Source organism: Chitinophaga sp., from assembly GCF_035761305.1.
GTDB lineage: Bacteria > Bacteroidota > Bacteroidia > Chitinophagales > Chitinophagaceae > Chitinophaga.
The window spans coordinates 15279-34412 of record NZ_DASTRI010000180.1 but is presented as its reverse complement, the minus strand read 5'-3'; the positions used below and the strand labels follow the sequence as shown (position 1 = coordinate 34412).

The window sequence follows — 19134 nt, the reverse complement described above, 5'->3', positions numbered from 1 at the left end:
GCTTGTTCTAATTGTAGCTGCTTTTGCCATTCCTTATTTTTTTAAGGATAAGATTATGGCCATTGTAAAAACAGAGCTGAACAAACATTTGGTAGCTAAGGTTGACTTTAAAGATGCGGACATTAGCCTGTTCCGTCACTTTCCCCGCCTGGCAGTGGGTTTGGAAGACCTGCAGATTGTAAATATCGCCCCCTTTGAAGGCGATACGCTGGTAGCCGTTAAAAAAATTGATGCTGCCCTCAACCTGATGAGCGTTATTAAAGGCGGCACCATGGAAATATACAATGTTTCACTGGAGCAGCCCCGCATACATGCCATTGTGCACGCCAACGGCGATGCGAACTGGAACATTACCAAACCAGATACCACGCAGGCCGCCGCAGATACAGCTGCTTCCAAATTTTCCATGAGCCTGCAAAGCTACAGCATCACCGACGCCTATGTGAATTACGATGATCAGCAGGGTAATATGCAGGCCATCATAGAACACCTGAACCATGAGGGAAAAGGTGATTTTACCCAGGACCTGTTTACCCTGGAAACCAGCACCACCGCCGATGCGGTAACCTACCGCTACGGGCTGGTGCCCTACCTGGCCGGCACACAGGCGAAAATTGATGCGGATATTAGCGTAGATAATAAAACCAACACCTATACCTTCAAGAACGGCAAAGCATGGCTTAACAAGCTGGAGCTGGCCGTACAGGGCTACTTTCAGCTGGTGAACGACAGCACCTATGGTATGGATCTGAGCTTTAAAGCGCCTTCTACCAGCTTTAAAGACCTTCTTTCGCTGGTGCCTGTTATGTACACCCAAAGCTTTAACAGTATTAAAACAGAAGGCGCCGCCGCCTTTGACGGTTTTGCAAAGGGCACCTACAGCCCCACGCAAATGCCGGCTTTTGGCCTGCACCTGAACGTAAAGAATGGCTTTTTCCAGTACCCCGACCTGCCCAAGCCTGTTAAGAATATTCAATTATCCGTTAACGTTAGTAACCCGGATGGCGTGCCTGATCATACCGTAGTAGATATGCCTGCCGCCCACCTGGAAATGGATAACACGCCGCTGGACCTGCGCCTGCTGGTAAAAACACCGGTATCTGACATGTATGTAGATGGCGCCGCCAAAGGCCGGCTGGACCTTTCCAAAGTAAGCCAGTTCATTAAGCTGGAAGATGGTACCCAGCTGACCGGCCTGCTGGATGCCGATATTAGCGCAAAAGGCAACATGAGCGCCATTGAAAAACAGCAGTACGATAAATTTTATGCTGCCGGCGCTTTGCTGGTGAACAACCTGCTGTACCGCAGCAAAGATTATCCCGATGGCGTAAAGGTGAACAACCTTTCCCTGAAATTTAACCCGCGCAACGTAACCGTGGAAAAGTTTGACGGGCAGTATATGGGCACCAACTTCCAGGCAAATGGTGAGGTGAACAACCTGCTGGCCTATATGTTCAAGAACCAGCCGCTGGATGGTAAGCTGAATATGAAAGCAGATGAGGTGAACCTGGATAAATGGATGGGCACCGCTCCTGCTGCCGCCAACACTGCCGCCACCGCAGATACAGCAGCGGCAGCACCCTTTGCCGTACCCGGCAACCTTAACCTGGGCCTGCAGGCGCAGGTAGGTAAGGTGCACTACGATAAGCTGGATATGACCAATGTTACCGGCAGCCTGCAGATAAAAGATCAAACCGTAACATTGCAGCAAATAAAAGCCAATGCCCTGCAGGGCACCATGGAGGTAAACGGCAGCTACAGCACCAAAGAAAGCAAACAGCACCCGGATATTAATCTGGCCTATAACGTGCAGGACCTGGACGTGCAGCAAACCTTTAATGCATTTAACACTGTACAGAAATTAATGCCCATAGGCCAGTTCCTGTCCGGTAAAATCAGCTCGCAGCTAAGCCTGCAGGGCAAGCTGGGTAAGGATATGATGCCCGTGTTAAACACCCTGAACGGCAACGGTAACCTGTTGCTGATAGAAGGCTTCCTTAAAAAGTTTGCCCCGCTTGACCAGCTGGCCAGCCAGCTGAATGTTAGCCAGCTGAAAGATGTTTCGCTGCGGGATATTAAAACCTATTTTGCCTTTGAAAACGGCCGGGTAAAGGTGAACCCCTTCAAGGTTAAAATAAGCGATGTAAATATGGCCGTACAGGGCTCTCACGGCTTTGACCAGTCGCTGGCCTATACCCTGCAGCTGGCCCTGCCCCGCAGCATTATGGGCGCACAGGCCAACTCCCTGATCAATAACCTGGTTACACAGGCCGGCAATAAAGGTATACCTGTTAACGTAAGTGACAGCGTACACCTGCAGGTGCTGCTGGGCGGCAGCATTACCAAACCCACTTATAAAACAGACCTGCAGGAAACCGCCTCCAGCCTGGCCGCCAATGTGAAAGACCAGGCCACTGCCGCTGTAAAAGATAAAATAGACACCGTTAAAAGCGCTGTGAAAGATACTCTGAACCAGATGAAGAGCAACGCCGCCAATGCAATAAAAGACCAGCTGGCAAAACAGCTGAGCGGGCAAAAAGATACTACTGGTAAAGAGCCGGCCAAAGACGCCGGTAAACAGGCTCAGCAAACTTTAAAGAACACCCTCAATGGCCTGTTTAAGAAAAAGGATAGCAAACAGCAATAAATAACATCCTGTTAATTATAGCCCACAGGGCTGGCCCGGTAATACAGGTCAGCCCTTTTTTTCGTATCTTTTAACAACATTAAATGCCGCTCATGACAACACTGCTGCATAGCACATTTTGCAATGCCAGTTTGCTGGCAGGTGCACTGTTCCTTTTTATGGGTTATTTTATACACCGTTACCCGCCAAAAAGTATAAAAACCTGGTATGGTTACCGCAGCTTTTACTCCACCCGTAATATAGATACCTGGCATGCTGCCAATGCTTATGCCTCTTATATGTCGCGCCGCATTGGCGCCCTGCTTTTAGTTTTTGGCATTGCCTGCGCGCTGTTCTTTGAAAGGCAATCGGAAACCTTCTTTTATGTTACTATCAGCCCGGTAATAATAGGCGCGCTGTACATGGTAGGCTATACGGAATGGATGCTGGGACAGGAGTTTGACGAAAACGGGAACAAGCGTGGGATAGACGATTCAGCAGCAGAATAAATACGCTGCTTACCACTCAAAAAAAAGGCGCCCCCAACGGAGCGCCCCTTACTTAAAACACTGTACTTAAATCTATCAAAACTTAACCAACCTGCACATCGTGGTCAGGTATGGCATTATAATTCTCTCTCAGTTTCTGCAGCTTGTCTTTACCATAAGCAATGCGGGTAATAATCACAAACAGCACCGGTACAATAAAAATAGCCAGGAAAGTAGCGGTGAACATACCGCCCAGTACTGTCCAACCCATGGTTTTACGCGCTTCTGCGCCTGCGCCGGATGCCAGCACCAGCGGCAATATGCCCAGCAGGAACGCCATGGAGGTCATCACAATGGGGCGTAAACGCAGCTTGGCTGCTTCTACCGTAGCGGTTACCAGCTCCATCCCCCTGTCCACACGTTCTTTGGCATATTCCACGATCAATATGGCGTTTTTGGCGGCCAAACCTATCAACGTAATCATACCAATCTGCGCATATACATTATTGCTCAGGTTAGGCAGGAAAGTAAGCACCAATATTGCGCCAAACATACCAATAGGTACGGCCAGCAATACTGAGAAAGGCACTGCCCAGCTTTCATACAATGCTGCCAGGAACAGGAACACGAACACGATGGATAACGCAAAAATGTACACTGTTTTGGAGCCGGAGAGTATTTCCTCACGGCTTAAGCCGGAGAACTCGTACCCGTAGCCTTCCGGCAGCACCTGCGCCGCCACTTCCTTTAACGCGTTAATAGCATCGCCACTACTGTAACCCGGCGCCGGGCTACCGTTTATTTCCGCGGAACGGAACAGGTTATAGTGGGAAATAACCGGCGCGCTTTCTATCACCTTATAGCTGGTTAAAGCGCTTAACGGCACCATGCTGCCGGCCTGGTTGCGTACGTAAAACTGCTCCAGGTCTTTAATGTCACCGCGGTAGCTGGAGTCGGCCTGCGTTACCACGCGGAAGTTACGGCCATACACGGTAAAGTCATTGATATAGGCGCTACCCATGTAGGTTTGCAGCGCAGTGGCAATATCAGAGATCTGCACACCCAGCTTCTTGGCTTTCTCACGGTCTATTTGCAGCTCGTAGCCAGGCGTACGGGCGGTAAAAAAGGAGAAGGCGCGGGATATTTCCGGCCGCTGGTTAACGGCAGCGGTAAACTTCTGCAGCACGCTTTCAAACTGCTTAATATCTGTACCGCCGCGCTGCTGCAGCACAAACGAGAAACCGCCTGTTTGGCCCAAACCGGGAATGGCCGGCGGCGGAATTACCACTACGTTAGCTTCCTTAAAGCGCGAAAGCTTTTGCTGCAGCTGTGCCACCAGCCCAAATATCTGGTCGGATTTTTTCTTACGCTGATCCCAGGGCTTCAGCTGGCAGAAAATGGTAGCACTGTTGGATTTGGTGGCAAAGTTAACCACGTTTAAACCACCCAGCGCAGCATAGTGGCCAATAGCAGGCACGCTGTCCAGCACCTTCATCATCTGGCTCATTACAGCCACGGTACGCTGTGTGGAGGAAGATTCCGGCAGGTCAAACGTAATGTACACGCGGCCTTCATCTTCCGTAGGTATAAAGCCGGTAGGCTTGCTGCGGAAGAGTAATACGGCGCCTATGCATATGCACAGCAGCAATATCATTACATACCGCGACCAGCGTATGCTTTTCTTTACCCCTACAGTGTAGCGGGAGGTTGTATGCGTAAACCAGCGGTTAAACCGGTAAAAGAACTGGTTTAAACCTTTGGAGTCTTTATCAAGGTGCATGGGCCGCAATATCATGGTACACAACGCCGGTGTTAGCGACAGGGCCACAAATGCGGAGATAAGCACGGAAATGGCAATGGTAATGGCAAACTGCTGGTACAGGCGGCCTACTATGCCAGGTATGAAACCTACGGGTACAAACACCGCGGCCAATATCAGCGCAATAGCAATTACCGGCCCGGATATTTCCTTCATGGCCTGCGACGTTGCCTCTTTTGGCGACATTCGCCCGTGGTCAATATTATGCTGCACCGCTTCCACCACCACAATGGCATCGTCCACCACTATACCAATGGCCAGCACAAAACCAAACAGGGTTAAGGTATTAATGGTAAAGCCCAGCGGTATAAAAAAGATGAATGTTGCAATAATAGATACCGGTATGGCCAGCAGGGGTATAAGCGTAGCGCGCCAGCTTTGCAGGAACAGGAATACCACTACTGCTACCAGCGCCAGGGCTTCGAGCAGGGTTTCCACCACCTCATGAATAGACACCTGGATTACGGAAACAGACTCAAACGGGACTACATAAGCCACATCTGCAGGAAACTGCTTCTTCAGCTGCTCCATAACGGCGTACACATTCTTGGCTGTTTCAATAGCGTTGCTGCCCGGCGCCTGGTACACCAGCAGGTAAGAGGCGCGTTTACCATCTACATAAGAGTTGCTGGCGTAGTTGAACTTACCTAATTCCAAACGGGCTACGTCTTTCAGGTATACAATGTTGCCATTGTCCGGCCGGGTTTTGATAATAATATTGCCGAACTCCTCTTTGGTAACCAGGCGGCCTTTTACCTGGATGGTGTATTCAAAGGTTTGCCCTGTTTGCTGCGGCGGCGCACCTACGGTACCGGCTGTTATCTGCGCATTCTGCTCCTGTATGGCGGCTCTTACCTCATTGGCGGTAACGCCCATTTCAGCCAGCTTATCGGGCTTTAGCCATACCCGCATACTGAAATCATCTGCACGGGTAAAAATATCACCCACGCCTTTTGCACGCAGCAATGCGTCTTTTACGAAAATGTTGGTATAGTTATCCAGGAAAGTGATGTCGTGTGTACCTTTAGGTGAGTACATGGCCACCAGCATTAATATACTGGGGTTACGCTTTCTTACTATCAGGCCCAAACGTTGTACTTCCTGTGGCAGGGTAGGCTGCGCAATACCTACGCGGTTTTGCACATCCAGCGCAGCAATATTAATGTCCGTACCTATTTCAAAGTTCACCGTCATGCTTACGGCGCCATTACTGGTACTGTTACTTTGCAGGTAGGTCATACCCGGTGTACCGTTCACCTGCACTTCTACTGGCGTGGCCACGGTTTGCTCCACGGTTTGGGCATCGGCGCCGGTATAGGTGCCGGAGATCTGTACGGTAGGCGGCGTAATATCAGGATATTGCCCTACCGGCAGGGTGGTCATTGCCAATATGCCTACCATCACCAATACAATAGCAATTACTATAGCGGTTACTGGTCTGCGTATAAAAGTATCTGCAATCATGATCGTTTTCTTCTGTTGATTCAATCGGTTTTACTTCACCGTTCACTTTTCACTTCTTAATGTTTGGCGCCGCCCTGCTGTGGTGGTGTGCCTATTTGTATACGGCCGCTGTCGCGCAAACGCTGGAAACCTTCGGTGATCAGCTGGTCGCCGGGCGCAACACCGTCTGTTACCACTACCTGGTCCCTCATCTTGGGGCCCAGGTGCACCTTACGTTCTACTGCAATAGAATCTTTTGCCACAAACACAAAGAACTCGCCCATCTGCTCTGTTACGGCTTTGTAAGGGATGATAACGCGCTGGCCCGAAAGGTCGTTGAGTACGTTCAATACGCAGCTCATACCATCTTTCAGCTCATCGTTCGGGTTTTCAAACTCTATCCTTACTTTAATGGTGCCTGTTTGGGCATCTACCCCACGGTCAATAGCTATTATTTTGCCGGCATGTTTATACAAGCTGCCATCGGGCAGCTGCAGGCGGAAAGTGCTGTCTGATGCGGGAATGGTTTTACCCTGCATATTTGCAAAGCGGCCTATCTCTGTTTGATTCACCACAAAATCAACCCCTATGGGATTTTCGCTGGAAATAGTGTTCAGCAGTGTTGAGCCGGGGCTTACCTGTGCGCCCAGCTTTACCTGTGATATACCAATACGGCCGGTGAACGGCGCATTGATCACGGAATAGTCCAGGTCAGTGCGGGCGGCCAGCAGGCTGGCTTCTGCAGCAGCCAGCTGGCTGCGGTTGGTTTCCAGTGTGGCAGTAGCGTTATCCAGCGTTTGGCGGGCAATGGCATCCTGCTCGGCCAGGCGCTGATAGCGGTCCATATCTTTCTGCGCGCGGTTCAGGTTGGCCCTGGCGCTCATAATATTGGCCTCTGCCTGGCGAACAGCTGCTTCATACTTGCGGCGGTCTATCTCATACAGCGCTTTGCCTTTGGGCACTACTTCCCCTTCTTTGAAGAAAATGCCGGTAATAAAACCAGATACCTGCGCACGCAGCTCTACGGAGTTAAGGGCAACTACCGTAGCGGGATATTTATCATAATAAATGGCAGGCGCCTCTTGCACCACCACAGTATTCACGGGTGTAGGCGGCATAGCGGGGGCTCCTTTTTGAGCCGGACCTTTACAGGCGGTCCATGAAAGCATGCCTAAAGCGCAAATAATAACTACGAATTCATTTTTCATCTGATAATCGTTTGTCTTGCTGATTGGCCGGCGGGCGTTGTGAGGGCCAGCCGTTCCGGTTATCTTTTTAATAATTAGCGTTAGCGGTTAATGTTCCCAATGCTCTTTCCAGGTCTATTTTGCTGGACAGCACCTCATACAATGCGTTAAAATAGTTCAGCTGTGCTGCGCGCAGGTCTGTTTCAGAAGTTATTACTTCCAGGTAGGTTTTAACGCCTTCCTTGTATTGCAGGGAAATAAGGTCATACACTTCACGGGCTTCCTGCATGTTCTCACGCTGTAGCGTATAGTTGTAAAAGTTACTTTTGTAAGCGGCCATGGCCTGTGTATATTCCGTATTGATCTGGCTGCGCAACGCCGCAAAATCCCAATCGGCCCGTTTCAGCTCCAGCTCTGCGGCCCTTATGTTCTGAATGCGCCTGGTGCCCTGGAAAATGGGAACAGACAGCCTTAGCCCAAACAGGGAGTTGGGAAAATTGTTGTTGTACAGTTTGGAAAATTCATTGTTCAGATACACGGCGTTATAGTTGGCAAAGGCCGATACGCTGGGCAAAAAGCTCCATTTATTATAGGTAAGCTCTGCCTGCAGCAAACGTTGCTGGGTTTGCAGCAGCTGGTATTCTATACGGTTCTCGTAGGTAACGGTAACGGCCGTATCAAGTGATACTTCGCTTTCCATTTGCACCGTATCGTCTACCAGCTTCAGCTCGCCGGTGGTGGGGTAGCCCATCAGCTGGCGCAGCTGGGCATAAGCGGCGTTCAGCTGTTCCTGTGCGGTTTTGCGCTGCCCTTTGGCGTTGTTCAGTGAAATATTGGCCCGCTTATAGTCTGTTTTATCTACAATACCGCCCTGGTATTGGTTATAAGCGTCCTGCTGGCTGCGTTCCAGGCGTATAATATCTTCTTCCAGCACTGCTATCTGGCGTTTTGTAAGCAGCACATTATAGTAGGCTTTACTTACATTGGTGATTACATCAATCTGGTTAGCGGCGGTATTTTGTTTGGCCTGCCGGCGTACATCCCTTGCCGTGCGGCTGGCCAGCAGCACATCCCGGTTAAACAGGTTTTGGGTGAGGGAAAAACCTACGGTAGAGTTGTTTGCCACTCCTGCCTTAATAGGGCTGCCGTTAAAATAGCTGGTGGGCACCTGCAGGTAATGCTGGAGGTTATAGTCCAGGCCTATCTGCGGATACCAGTCTGCGAGCTTACTTTTGATAGTTGCCTCAGTGATCGCTTCATCTATCATGGATTGCCTTACTACCGGCTGGTGAGATAGTGCATACTTGATACAATCACGTAAATTGGCATCGGGCAATAATGAATCTGGTAATTGCTGTGCGTATGTATAAGTAGTATGGATTGCCATACCTATTATCATCGCCAGGTAAAGTGTTTTTTTCATATTTAACGATCAATTCATCTTATCCAATCAGTATATAACAACGGGCGCCGTAAATGGTTATATGTACGCCCGTTCGTAATAAACTACACAGTTATTACAAAAAAGTTGTATTAACGAAATATTAATCCGCTAATAGCCCGCTATTAAGGTTGCTAAACTGTTGGGCGATGTCCCAACTGCGTATCAGGTAGGTTTTAGGTTTTTTAAATGCTACGCAAAGATAGCAATGGTTTCCAAATTTGTATGGATATATGGTTAAGTGGTTAAATACCTATTTAACAAGAGATCATTTGTTACGGCCGCTATAGATGTGCTTTTCTGCATGATAGGACGAGCGTACCAGCGGACCGGATTCTACATAATCAATACCCATGGCATAACCGATTTCACGGTACTCGGCAAACTCATCGGGATGCACAAAGCGCACTACCGGCAAGTGTTTGGGCGTAGGCTGCAGGTATTGGCCCAGGGTAACTACATCTACCCCGTTATCGTACAGGTCCTGCATGGCCTGTATCACTTCTTCCCTGGTTTCGCCCAGGCCCAGCATAATACCGCTTTTAGTGCGCATGCCGCCTTCTTTCAGCCGGCGTATCACTTCCAGGCTGCGGTGGTATTTGGCCTGTATGCGTACCTGTTTGGTAAGCCTTTCTACGGTTTCCAGGTTATGAGATACTACCTCGGGGGCTACGTCAATAATGCGTTGCAGGTTCTCCCACTGGCCACGGAAATCGGGAATCAGTGTTTCCAGGGTGGTTTCGGGGTTCAGCGCGCGGATGGCTTTAATGGTATTGGCCCAGATAATGGAGCCGCCGTCTTTCAGCTCATCACGGTCTACAGAAGTTATTACGGCATGCTTTACCTTCATGAGGTAAATAGCCTCTGCCACACGTTGGGGTTCGTCCCAGTCTACCGCCTCAGGCCGGCCGGTGGCCACGGCGCAAAAGCCGCAGCTGCGGGTGCAGATGTTGCCGAGTATCATAAAGGTAGCGGTACCGGCGCCCCAACATTCTCCCATGTTAGGACAGTTACCGCTTTCACAGATCGTATGTAATTTATGGGTATCAACCAGGTTGCGCACCTGTTTGTAACTCTCTCCTATTGGTAATTTCACACGCAGCCAGTCAGGTTTCTTGGTTTTGGGGGCTGCTGCCGGTGTTCCACATGCTGTTTGTTCTTGCATCGCTAACTCCTTTCTTTAGAGCAACAAAGGTACCTATTATTCACTAAAAAAGGTTATACCGTTAGGTGGCTAATACCGGTCAGATAATCAACCTTTTAACAATACAACCTTCTTAAAAAAGCTTACTTTTTATCCCACCGCTTACCGAACTGCAGGCTCAGGTAAGCGTTAAAAAAGAATTTTTTTCCGTCCTGGTACACCAGGATGGGAACGTTCTTGGTATAGTATTCAGCGTTCACCCCTATTTCAAGGGCGCTCACTACTTCATTAAACTTGGCCCAGTCAAACCGCAGGCCCGCCTTTGCATGCAGGCCGGGCACCACTGAAAGCTCGCCCCAGCCTTTGCCAAAGCCCCCGCCGGCTATGATTTTGGAAGGGGTAATAAAGGCAGTGTCCAGGTCAGGGTCCGTACCATATTTAATATCTTTTACGTCCCCGTTGGGGGTTTCTACTTTCAGGTAATAAGGCTTCATTAGTCCTATGGAAAGGCCGCCGTAATAAATGGCGTTCACCTCTACCCCGTTCTTGTTGCCTTTGCCGCCTATCAGGTAACGCTGGCCTATGCCCAGCTTGGCCTGGTAAAAGTTATTTCGCTTACCGTAGATATAAGGCTTTTCGGAGTAAGCAAAATCTCCTACCGGTACAAATGCGCCGGGCTTTTTATCTTCCTTTGGATCTTTCTTTTCGGCAAATTCAAACTGGAAGTAATTCACTATTTTCCGGTTCTTGCGGTAACCCAGCTCCAGGAAACCGCTCCAACCATCTGTATTTAACCGGCCGCCCATAGAAAATTCCCGGTCATAGTTATTTTCGCCTTCTTCCAACTCCCGGAACAGGGAAATACGTTTCAGCTTCCGTTCCTCCCGCTCCTTCTTTTTGGCTTCTTTATCGGATTGGGCATGCAGGCTGCCTGCCACTAATAATAAGAACAGGAATAAGTGTAATTTTTTCACAGTAATTGGGCTATTTGTATCAAATGTAATGAAAATCCGAAACTCTCCCTTGCGCCGTTGCACTCCATATAATAACGCGGGTTTTCATTTATTGTTACAAACTTACATGATTTTTCGTGCACATATAAATAGGCGCCTGCCATTATAAAAAATGAGCTTAATTTACATTTTAATTAAACCGGCTGGCTTTTTAACTACATAAAACTATTATCATATGCAAACCTCCAGGATCATATACAGCGGCAGCTTACGCACTACGGCAACCCACCTGCAAAGCGGCTCTATAATAGAAACCGATGCGCCGGTAGACAATAACGGCAAGGGCGAACGTTTTTCGCCTACCGACCTGGTGGCTACTGCCCTGGGCTCCTGCATGCTTACCATTATGGGCATTAAAGCGCGCGACCAGGGTTGGAATATTGACGGCACCCAGGTTAGTATACAAAAGATCATGGGTACAGAGCCCCGCCGCATTACTGGCGTAAAAGTGATTTTTGACTTTCCGGCCAATCACAACCTGGGCAGCAAGGAAAAAACCATCCTGGAAAAAGCGGCCCTTACCTGCCCGGTGGCTAAAAGCGTGCATCCGGATATATTGCAGGATGTTACGTTTAACTGGTAGCCTTTTATTTCATGGCTGCCCTCTCAGAAAATGCCCTGCCTCAGCAGCTTGGCGCCAATAGCGCACTCCAGGCAGCGCCTTTCATCACAGTAATACTGCTTTAGCTGCAGCAGCGCCTGTGAATCCAGCGCGTTTTGCAGGGTTATGCCCATATTCTCCCAACCTTGTGTAATCCGGTTCTCCTCTGCCGGCAGCTGCGCTATCAGGTCCAGGGCGCGATCCTGGTAGTAGCTCAGGCCTTTCTCTTTTCCGTACAGGAACAGCAGGGGTAATATGGTATTGATAAGTATGTTATGTACGGCCAGCTTTCCGGGGCAATGTGTTTGGGTAAGCGGCCCATCGAGATGGTAATGCCCGTGCCAGTATGCAGAGGGCTGTACAGAAAACAGCTGCTCAAACCCGGTAATGGTTGCTGTTTCCAATATCCTTGAAAAAAGATGGGGCGTTTTATGCAGCAAGGCAGCCAGGGTGGCAATGCGCAGGGTAGGAAATGAGGCGGGCCGCATACGCAGCCATTTCCATAAATGGGCAGGCATGGGCTGCAGCTTATACTTATGCCGCAAATAAGCATACTCCTGCTGCAAGGCGCAGGAATATTCATCTTCAAATGGCTCCTGTAACATACCAGCCTGCCCGAACAACAATGCTTCCAGGTGTAAAAGGCTGGTGCGGTGCCTGGCCAGCAGGTTATGCGGCAGCGTTTGCGCCAGCTGTAAAAACGCTGCCGCATTTGCCGGCAGGCCAAAGCTTTGTGCAATGGCCCGGTAGCATACCTCCTCCCAGTTATACCTGGTTTGCAGCAGCCAGGTATGCAGGGTGGTGGTTTTGCGCTCCCAGCGTTCTATCAGCAGCCGCTCTTTCCAGTTATGCCAGATCAGGTCCGGCACCTGACCGGCATTATATTCACAGGGTACAAACACGGATGACTGCCGGAATTTCTCATAGCGGGTTAACAATACTTTCGGGATTTGCCGCTCCAGTGATATGCAGGGCGGCATATGGTCGGTATCATAAAACTCCACGTCGTGTTCAAATACCACGTGTAGTATTACATTACTATATTGACCATTATGCTGGTGCCCGTGCCGGTACCAGTCGGAAGTACGCACATGCAGCTCCACATTACCTGCCCACAGCGTATTGCCTATCTTTATCCGGGCAGCTGTAAAATCAGGCCCTGCATGCAGGTTATGCTGGCCCGGATGCTGTATTTCCACCGGTACGCCGTCTATTGTTGTTAAACCGTTTGTTCTGAACAAACGAAACTTCCAGATGTGCTGAAATAAATCCTCTGTTAGTAATGGGCTAACGCTTGCGATCATTGTTTTGGTAATTTTAAAGGTCAACAATCAAACTCTCTCTGCTAAAATTTTTAGCAATTTATTCCTTCTTTTCCGATTTTCAAAATTTGGAAATTTCACAAAAGTACCGTTACCTTTGCACCCAGTTCTTAAACATCACTTATCCAGAAAGGCGGAGGGACTTGGCCCTGCGATGCCTTAGCAACCAATCCGGTGCTTCATTTGCACGGAAAAAGGTGCTAATTCCTGCCCTGGTGCATAACCGGGGAAAGATAAGTTGGCAGAGGTAATTCTTCCCGCACAATATTTAAAGGGGCTCTTCCAACTTATGGAAGGGCCCCTTTTTAATTTCCGTTACTCCTTTCCGGGTAAGTTAATCAACAAAGAGCTTTTGCATGAAAACAGCTACGCAACTCATTCATAGCATCCCGGTAGATGAGCTTACAGGCGCCATCTCCGTTCCTATTTATCAAACCTCCACCTTTGTGCAGGAATCGCCCGGCATAAATAAGGGCTTTGAGTTTTCGCGCGCCAACAACCCTACCCGTAAAGTGCTGGAGAACCTCATTTGCACGCTGGAGGAAGGTTACGCCGGCTTTGCCTTTGCCAGCGGCATGGCCGCTATAGATGCGGTGCTGAAGCTCTTAAAAACAGGCGATGAAATACTGGCCGTTGAAGACACCTACGGCGGCATTTTCCAGATGTTTAACCACCTGATAGAGCGTTTTGGCATTAAGGTGAAATTTACCGACACCAGCAACATTGATAACCTGTCGGCCGCTATTACGCCGCAAACACGTTTCATATGGCTGGAGTCGCCCACCAATCCCACGCTCAAAATATCTGATATAAAATCCATCAGCAAAATAGCGCGGCAGCATAATACCCTGCTGGTGGTAGATAATACCTTATGCACGCCGTTGCTGCAGCAGCCCATTCCCATGGGCGCCGATATTGTGATACACAGCGCCACCAAATACCTGGCGGGCCATACCGATGTAATTGCAGGCCTGGTAGTGGTGAACAATAAATCCCTGGCAGACCAGCTGCGCTTTAACCAGAACATTTCCGGCAGCATTCTCAGCCCGTTTGAGGCCTGGCTTACCATAAGAGGCATTGAAACACTGTGCCTGCGCCTGGAAAAACAATGCAGCAACGCCATGGCCATTGCCGGCTGGCTGGCCACACACCCGGCGGTAGACAAGGTGTTTTATCCCGGGCTGGCCACACATAAAAACCACCACATTGCCCGCAAACAGCAAAAGCTGTATGGCGCGCTGGTGAGCTTTTCACTGAAAAGCGACAATATCAAAAATGCCATCCGCATTGTAAATGCCACCCGCCTGTTTAAGCTGGCAGAAAGCTTTGGCGGCGTAAAAAGCATGCTGGACCACCCGGCTACCATGACGCACCGCAACATACCGGAAGACTTCCGCAAGCACGCCGGCCTGCAGGATAGCTGCATACGCCTGTCCGTTGGCATTGAAGATGCAGATGACCTGATTGCCGACCTTAAACAGGCTTTAGATAAATTAAACCAACCATCTGGCAAACAAATTACCGTTTTACAATAGCACGCTAAACAAGTAACGCAACACGTAAAAAACGTTGCGCGTGCAGCATTAAGCGATTAAAAAAACTATGGAAAGTAAGAACATTAACCTGGGTATCTTTGGATTTGGCTGTGTAGGACAGGGACTTTACGAAGTATTGAACCGTACAAAAGGCATCAACGCCCGTATCAAAAAAATCTGTATCAAAGATCCTAACAAGGCTCGTCCCATAGACATGAGCTATTTTACTACCGATAAGAATGAAATACTGCAGGATCCCACTATTGACGTAGTAGTAGAGCTGATCAACGACACAGAAGCCGCCTTTGAAATTGTGAGCACCGCGCTGCGCAACGGCAAAGCAGTGGTAAGCGCCAGTAAGCGCATGATCGCAGAAAACCTGCCGGCCCTGTACCAGCTGCAGGTTGAAAACAAAGTGCCTTTCCTGTATGAAGCCTCCAGCTGCGCCAGCATTCCTATTATACGCAACCTCGAAGAGTATTATGATAACGACCTGCTGAATGCTGTAGAAGGTATCTGCAATGGCTCTACGAATTATATACTTACGAAAATATTTGAAGAAGGATTAAGCTTTGAGGATGCCCTTAAACAGGCCCAGGAGCTGGGCTTTGCAGAAACAGATCCTACGCTGGACATAGAAGGCTTTGATCCTAAGTTTAAAATAGTGATACTGCTGCTGCATGCCTTTGGCACCTTTGTAAAGCCAGAGGAAGTATTCAACTTCGGCATTCACCACCTGAACGATTTTGACATACAGTTTGCCCGCCAGCGCGATTGTACTGTTAAGCTCATTGGCAACTGCCGCCGGCAGAACGGTAATGTATTTGCCTATGTGCTGCCGCACCTTATTAAAGAGCATAACCTGCTGTATGACGTGTACAATGAGTACAACGGCGTGCTGCTGGAAAGCGCCTTTACCGATAAACAGTTTTTTGTAGGCAAAGGCGCGGGCGGTACCGCCACCGGCAGCGCAGTGCTGTCTGACATTTCTGCGCTGTTGTACAATTACCGTTACGAGTATAAAAAAATCAAACAATCCAACCAGCCGGCATTTACCAATGATGTGCAGCTGAAAGTATACCTGCGTTACAAAACACCGGACCAGGTGGACCTTACCGCCTTTTACAACATTTCGGAGAAATACGAGTCGCCCACCTATCGCTACGTGGTAGGGGTTATAAACCTGCAGAAGCTGAAAGAAAATGATTGGTTGCAGAATAAAGATGTGAACCTGCTGGTGCTGGAATAACCCCCGAAAGAATATAAAATGTAAAATATTAAATGTAAAATGTAAAAGTAAAATGCCGCGAAACGGGTTGCAGGCTTATGTTCGCGGAGCTTTACTTTTACATTTTAGATTTTACATTGATGATTTTACATTTTTCCGCCGGTCCCGGCGCCATTGCCGTTCCATTTCCCCAGTTCCTCCACTACCCTGCTTACCGGCAGGCCCATTACATTATAAAAGCAGCCGTCAATACGGTCAATGCCTACCGCGCCAATCCATTCCTGTATGGCATAGGCGCCGGCTTTATCATAGGGCTTATAGTGATCTATGTAATAAACTACCTGCGCATGGGTAAGAGGCTTAAAATGCACTTCCGTAGTTTTGGAAAATGCATATTCCCGGCTGCCCTGCTTTATAACCACACCGGTAATTACCAGGTGGGTGCGCCCGCCCAGGGCGGTTAAAATACGGATAGCGTCGTCCCGGTCTTTGGGTTTGCCAATAATAATATTATCCAGCACCACAACCGTATCTGCCGCAATAATAATATCGTTTTCCGTGCACAAGGCGGTAACGGCAGCGGCCTTTTGCCGGGCAATGTGCAACGGCACTTCGGGCACCGGCATATCCGGCGGAAATGTTTCCGCGGTTTCCACCACCTTTACCTCAAATGGAATACCCGCCTGCTCCAGCAGCTGTTTGCGCCGGGGCGACTGGGATGCCAATACCACACTTTTTCCCTGGTACATTAATGATAGATTTTAAAGAATATCATGGACAAAATGCCCGTGAGCATGACCCACTTAATGAGAGAGCTTACTTTATGGTAATGCTCCGGCAAATGCGCTTTTTTTAACAGCACCCAGATATAAACAGCCGGCGCCTGCACCAGTACCAGCAGGTAGGCCACGGCAAAATACCAGCCCAGTATACCTACCCGTATATCTACCAGCAGCAGCAGCACCTGCAGCAGCAGCAGCAACGCAAAGCAGAAGCGTTTGGCGGGCAGCACGCCCCATACAATGGGAATGGTGCGGCAGCCGTCTTTACTGTCGCCTATCATATCTTCCAGGTCTTTTACTATCTCCCGTATCATGGATATGATAAACGCAAACAACGCATACACGCCAATGATTTGTATGAGCTTACGCCCTGCCGGCGACATAATCGCCTCCAGGCTTTCATATATCTGCTTTTCATAAAAACCCACCACAACAACAGACAGGGCTGTCAGTAGCGAAATCACCACATTGCCAATGAGCACCTGCCGTTTAAAAGAGGTAGAGTAAAACCATAGCAGCAGGGAGCACAGCACCTGCGTAAATCCCAGGTATATCTGCCCTATTTTCCAGGCCACGATAAACCCGATAGATACCCCCGCCATATTAAATATGGTGTGCCAGGCCATTGCCCACCGCCGGCTGATGATCTTGTCCAGCACCATCTTTTCCGGCTTGTTAACAATGTCTATGTTAATATCAAAATAATCGTTTATAATGTACCCGCCGGCCGCCACCAGTATGGTAGAAATGCATAACAGTACAAAACACAGCCACGAAAGGGAAGGCTGCTCTCCACTGCCGGCCAGTACGGGCGCCACCACACAGTATTGCAGCAAAAACTGCGTTAGCCCTATATATATCAGGTTGGGATAACGGATGAGCTTAAAAAATGCAGCCAGTAGTTTCATAAAATTCTACATGATTATAAATAGTTGGCAGGCTTGCGCTGGCTACCTGGAAGCAATGGTTTCGTCAATTTCCCAGTGCCCGTTCAGCTTCAGCACTTTTTCCAGTATATCACGCACGCAACCGTTACCGCCGGTGATGGGAGATATGTACCGGCATATGCTTTTGATCTCCGGCGCCGCATCGGCAGGGCACACGGCCAGGCCCACCATTTGCATGCAGCGGTAGTCCGGTATATCGTCGCCCATGTACAGCAGCTCTTCCCACCGCAGGTTGTGCTCCAGTACATAATCCTGCAGGCACTCCTCTTTATCTGTAACGTTCAGGTATATATCTTTTATGCCCAAACCCTGCAGGCGCTTCAGTGTGCTTTCAGACCTGCCGCCTGAAATAACCACCACCCGGTAGCCCTTTTTTACGGCCAGCTGCAGCGCATACCCATCTCTTATACTCATTTTCCGCGACATTTCACCGCCGGGCAGCAGCAGCACGGTGCCATCGGTAAGCACACCATCTACATCCAGCACAAATGTGGTAACAGGCTTAAAAAGTGATAGAACGTTCATTACGATACCTTGATTGTTGGAAGCCTGCAAAAATAGCTTTTATTACCTAAACTTTATTTGCGTGAAACTGGTAAATACTGTCGGACAGTACTTTATAGAGCTGCTGCAGCAGCGGGTCGCCGGCCAGCAGCTGGGTGTGCAGCTGCATGGTAGCAGCATCGCCCCGCATGGCAGGCCCGGTTTGTACAGTTTCCGGCGGGTATTTTTCCAGGCGTTCAAAAGTTTCCTTTATAATGGGGTATAGCAGGGTAAAATCCAACCCCTCCTGCTCACAGTACGTTTTAGCCCTGGCAATCAGGTGGTTGGTAAAATTATTACACAGTACGGCAGCCAGGTGCAGCTGCAGGCGCTGGTGCGAGTTTACGATCTCAATACGCGATGCAATGCTTTGGGCCAGTGACTGCAGGCGGCGCAGCACTTCATCATTACCTGCTTCCAGCATAATAGGTATAGGCGGCGGGGTTTTAATCTCCTTGCGTAAAGACTGCAGGGGATATAACACACCTGTATGGGTAGATATGCGGCTAATGGCTTCCAGCGGCACTGCCCCCGCAGTGTGCACTACAATACGTTTGCCCAGGCGCAGCTCATCGTTGAGGCCCGGAAGGGCGGCGTCGCTCACAGCCAGTATGTACACATCCGCCTCCATATAAATATCCAGTAAATCGGTGGTGGCCGGCGCATGCAATACTTCACCAAGCTCCTTAGCGCTCTCTTCGCTGCGGCTGATCACCTGTTTAATCTGGTGTCCGTTGATCTTTAATAATTGTCCGAAACAATGTGCTACATTACCCGCACCTATAATTACAATCTCCATAATTGAATCCTTTTAATCCTTTTTTTATCGTCTGAAACGCCGAATATATGAATATACGCCCACATGTATCCTCTCCCCCTCCCACAATTCATATTAAAACAACCTATAACGCAATAAAACAAAGCCTTATTTTTTATTTTCACCCTTAATTTCTATACTTGCAAAAATCGTATTTGTATTTTTTATATTAATTTTTGCATATTTAGCTCGCAATAA

Annotated in this window: 15 protein-coding genes and 1 riboswitch; of the genes, 5 read left to right on the top strand and 10 right to left on the bottom strand. The window is 49.0% G+C overall.

Annotation, left to right across the window (positions count from 1 at the left end; all coding sequences use genetic code 11):
• Both VFS25_RS15615 and VFS25_RS15610 read left to right on the top strand, forming a co-directional pair.
• A partial coding sequence (locus tag VFS25_RS15615) for an AsmA-like C-terminal region-containing protein (RefSeq protein WP_326463099.1) occupies nucleotides 1-2647 on the top strand: 2647 nt, incomplete at its 5' end.
• 92 nt (nucleotides 2648-2739) lie between these two features.
• The gene (locus VFS25_RS15610; RefSeq protein ID WP_326463098.1) at nucleotides 2740-3135 is read left to right on the top strand and encodes an SdpI family protein; all 396 of its coding nucleotides are present in this window, start codon (nucleotides 2740-2742) and stop codon (nucleotides 3133-3135) included.
• 82 nt (nucleotides 3136-3217) lie between these two features.
• Here VFS25_RS15610 and VFS25_RS15605 read toward each other — a convergent pair whose 3' ends face one another.
• The 5 genes from VFS25_RS15605 to VFS25_RS15585 all read right to left on the bottom strand — a co-directional run bounded on the left by VFS25_RS15605 (nucleotide 3218) and on the right by VFS25_RS15585 (nucleotide 11122).
• Complete coding sequence (locus VFS25_RS15605; protein WP_326463097.1) at nucleotides 3218-6421, bottom strand: multidrug efflux RND transporter permease subunit; 3204 nt, start codon at nucleotides 6419-6421, stop codon at nucleotides 3218-3220.
• 32 nt (nucleotides 6422-6453) lie between these two features.
• Nucleotides 6454-7584: an efflux RND transporter periplasmic adaptor subunit gene (locus VFS25_RS15600; RefSeq protein WP_326463096.1), complete on the bottom strand. Its 1131-nt coding sequence runs from the start codon at nucleotides 7582-7584 to the stop codon at nucleotides 6454-6456.
• 67 nt (nucleotides 7585-7651) lie between these two features.
• Complete coding sequence (locus VFS25_RS15595) at nucleotides 7652-8986, bottom strand: TolC family protein (RefSeq protein WP_326463095.1); 1335 nt, start codon at nucleotides 8984-8986, stop codon at nucleotides 7652-7654.
• Between the two features lie 286 nt (nucleotides 8987-9272).
• Nucleotides 9273-10169 carry a lipoyl synthase gene (gene lipA / locus VFS25_RS15590; protein WP_326463094.1) on the bottom strand — a complete coding sequence of 299 codons (897 nt, stop codon included), beginning with the start codon at nucleotides 10167-10169 and terminating at the stop codon, nucleotides 9273-9275.
• Between the two features lie 122 nt (nucleotides 10170-10291).
• Complete coding sequence (locus VFS25_RS15585; RefSeq protein WP_326463093.1) at nucleotides 10292-11122, bottom strand: hypothetical protein; 831 nt, start codon at nucleotides 11120-11122, stop codon at nucleotides 10292-10294.
• Between the two features lie 214 nt (nucleotides 11123-11336).
• Here VFS25_RS15585 and VFS25_RS15580 point away from each other — a divergent pair, with 214 nt between their 5' ends.
• Entirely contained in the window at nucleotides 11337-11744 is a 408-nt protein-coding gene (locus VFS25_RS15580) for an OsmC family protein (protein ID WP_326463092.1), read from the top strand.
• A gap of 23 nt (nucleotides 11745-11767) precedes the next feature.
• On the opposite strand, the gene VFS25_RS15575 is transcribed toward VFS25_RS15580, so the two are convergent.
• A complete protein-coding gene (locus tag VFS25_RS15575; RefSeq protein WP_326463091.1) occupies nucleotides 11768-13066 on the bottom strand; it encodes a DUF2851 family protein in 1299 nt (432 codons plus the stop codon).
• 136 nt (nucleotides 13067-13202) lie between these two features.
• A riboswitch (SAM riboswitch) is annotated at nucleotides 13203-13324 on the top strand.
• A 116-nt stretch (nucleotides 13325-13440) separates the two neighbouring features.
• Here VFS25_RS15575 and VFS25_RS15570 point away from each other — a divergent pair.
• Both VFS25_RS15570 and VFS25_RS15565 read left to right on the top strand, forming a co-directional pair.
• A complete protein-coding gene (locus VFS25_RS15570; protein ID WP_326463090.1) occupies nucleotides 13441-14619 on the top strand; it encodes a PLP-dependent aspartate aminotransferase family protein in 1179 nt (392 codons plus the stop codon).
• A gap of 67 nt (nucleotides 14620-14686) precedes the next feature.
• Entirely contained in the window at nucleotides 14687-15868 is a 1182-nt protein-coding gene (locus VFS25_RS15565) for a homoserine dehydrogenase (protein WP_326463089.1), read from the top strand.
• A 125-nt stretch (nucleotides 15869-15993) separates the two neighbouring features.
• On the opposite strand, the gene VFS25_RS15560 is transcribed toward VFS25_RS15565, so the two are convergent.
• Genes VFS25_RS15560 through VFS25_RS15545 form a run of 4 tightly spaced genes read right to left on the bottom strand, consistent with a single transcriptional unit; the run spans nucleotide 15994 to nucleotide 18918 of the window.
• Nucleotides 15994-16596: a Maf family protein gene (locus tag VFS25_RS15560; protein ID WP_326463088.1), complete on the bottom strand. Its 603-nt coding sequence runs from the start codon at nucleotides 16594-16596 to the stop codon at nucleotides 15994-15996.
• The gene (locus VFS25_RS15555) at nucleotides 16596-17537 is read right to left on the bottom strand and encodes a geranylgeranylglycerol-phosphate geranylgeranyltransferase (RefSeq protein WP_326463087.1); all 942 of its coding nucleotides are present in this window, start codon (nucleotides 17535-17537) and stop codon (nucleotides 16596-16598) included. Before VFS25_RS15555 ends, VFS25_RS15560 begins: the two co-directional genes overlap by 1 nt.
• Before the next feature lie 42 nt (nucleotides 17538-17579).
• Entirely contained in the window at nucleotides 17580-18101 is a 522-nt protein-coding gene (locus VFS25_RS15550) for a KdsC family phosphatase (RefSeq protein ID WP_326463086.1), read from the bottom strand.
• A 46-nt stretch (nucleotides 18102-18147) separates the two neighbouring features.
• Nucleotides 18148-18918, bottom strand: a complete 771-nt coding sequence (locus VFS25_RS15545) for a Rossmann-like and DUF2520 domain-containing protein (RefSeq protein ID WP_326463085.1) — start codon at nucleotides 18916-18918, stop codon at nucleotides 18148-18150.
• Nucleotides 18919-19134 lie beyond the last annotated feature (216 nt).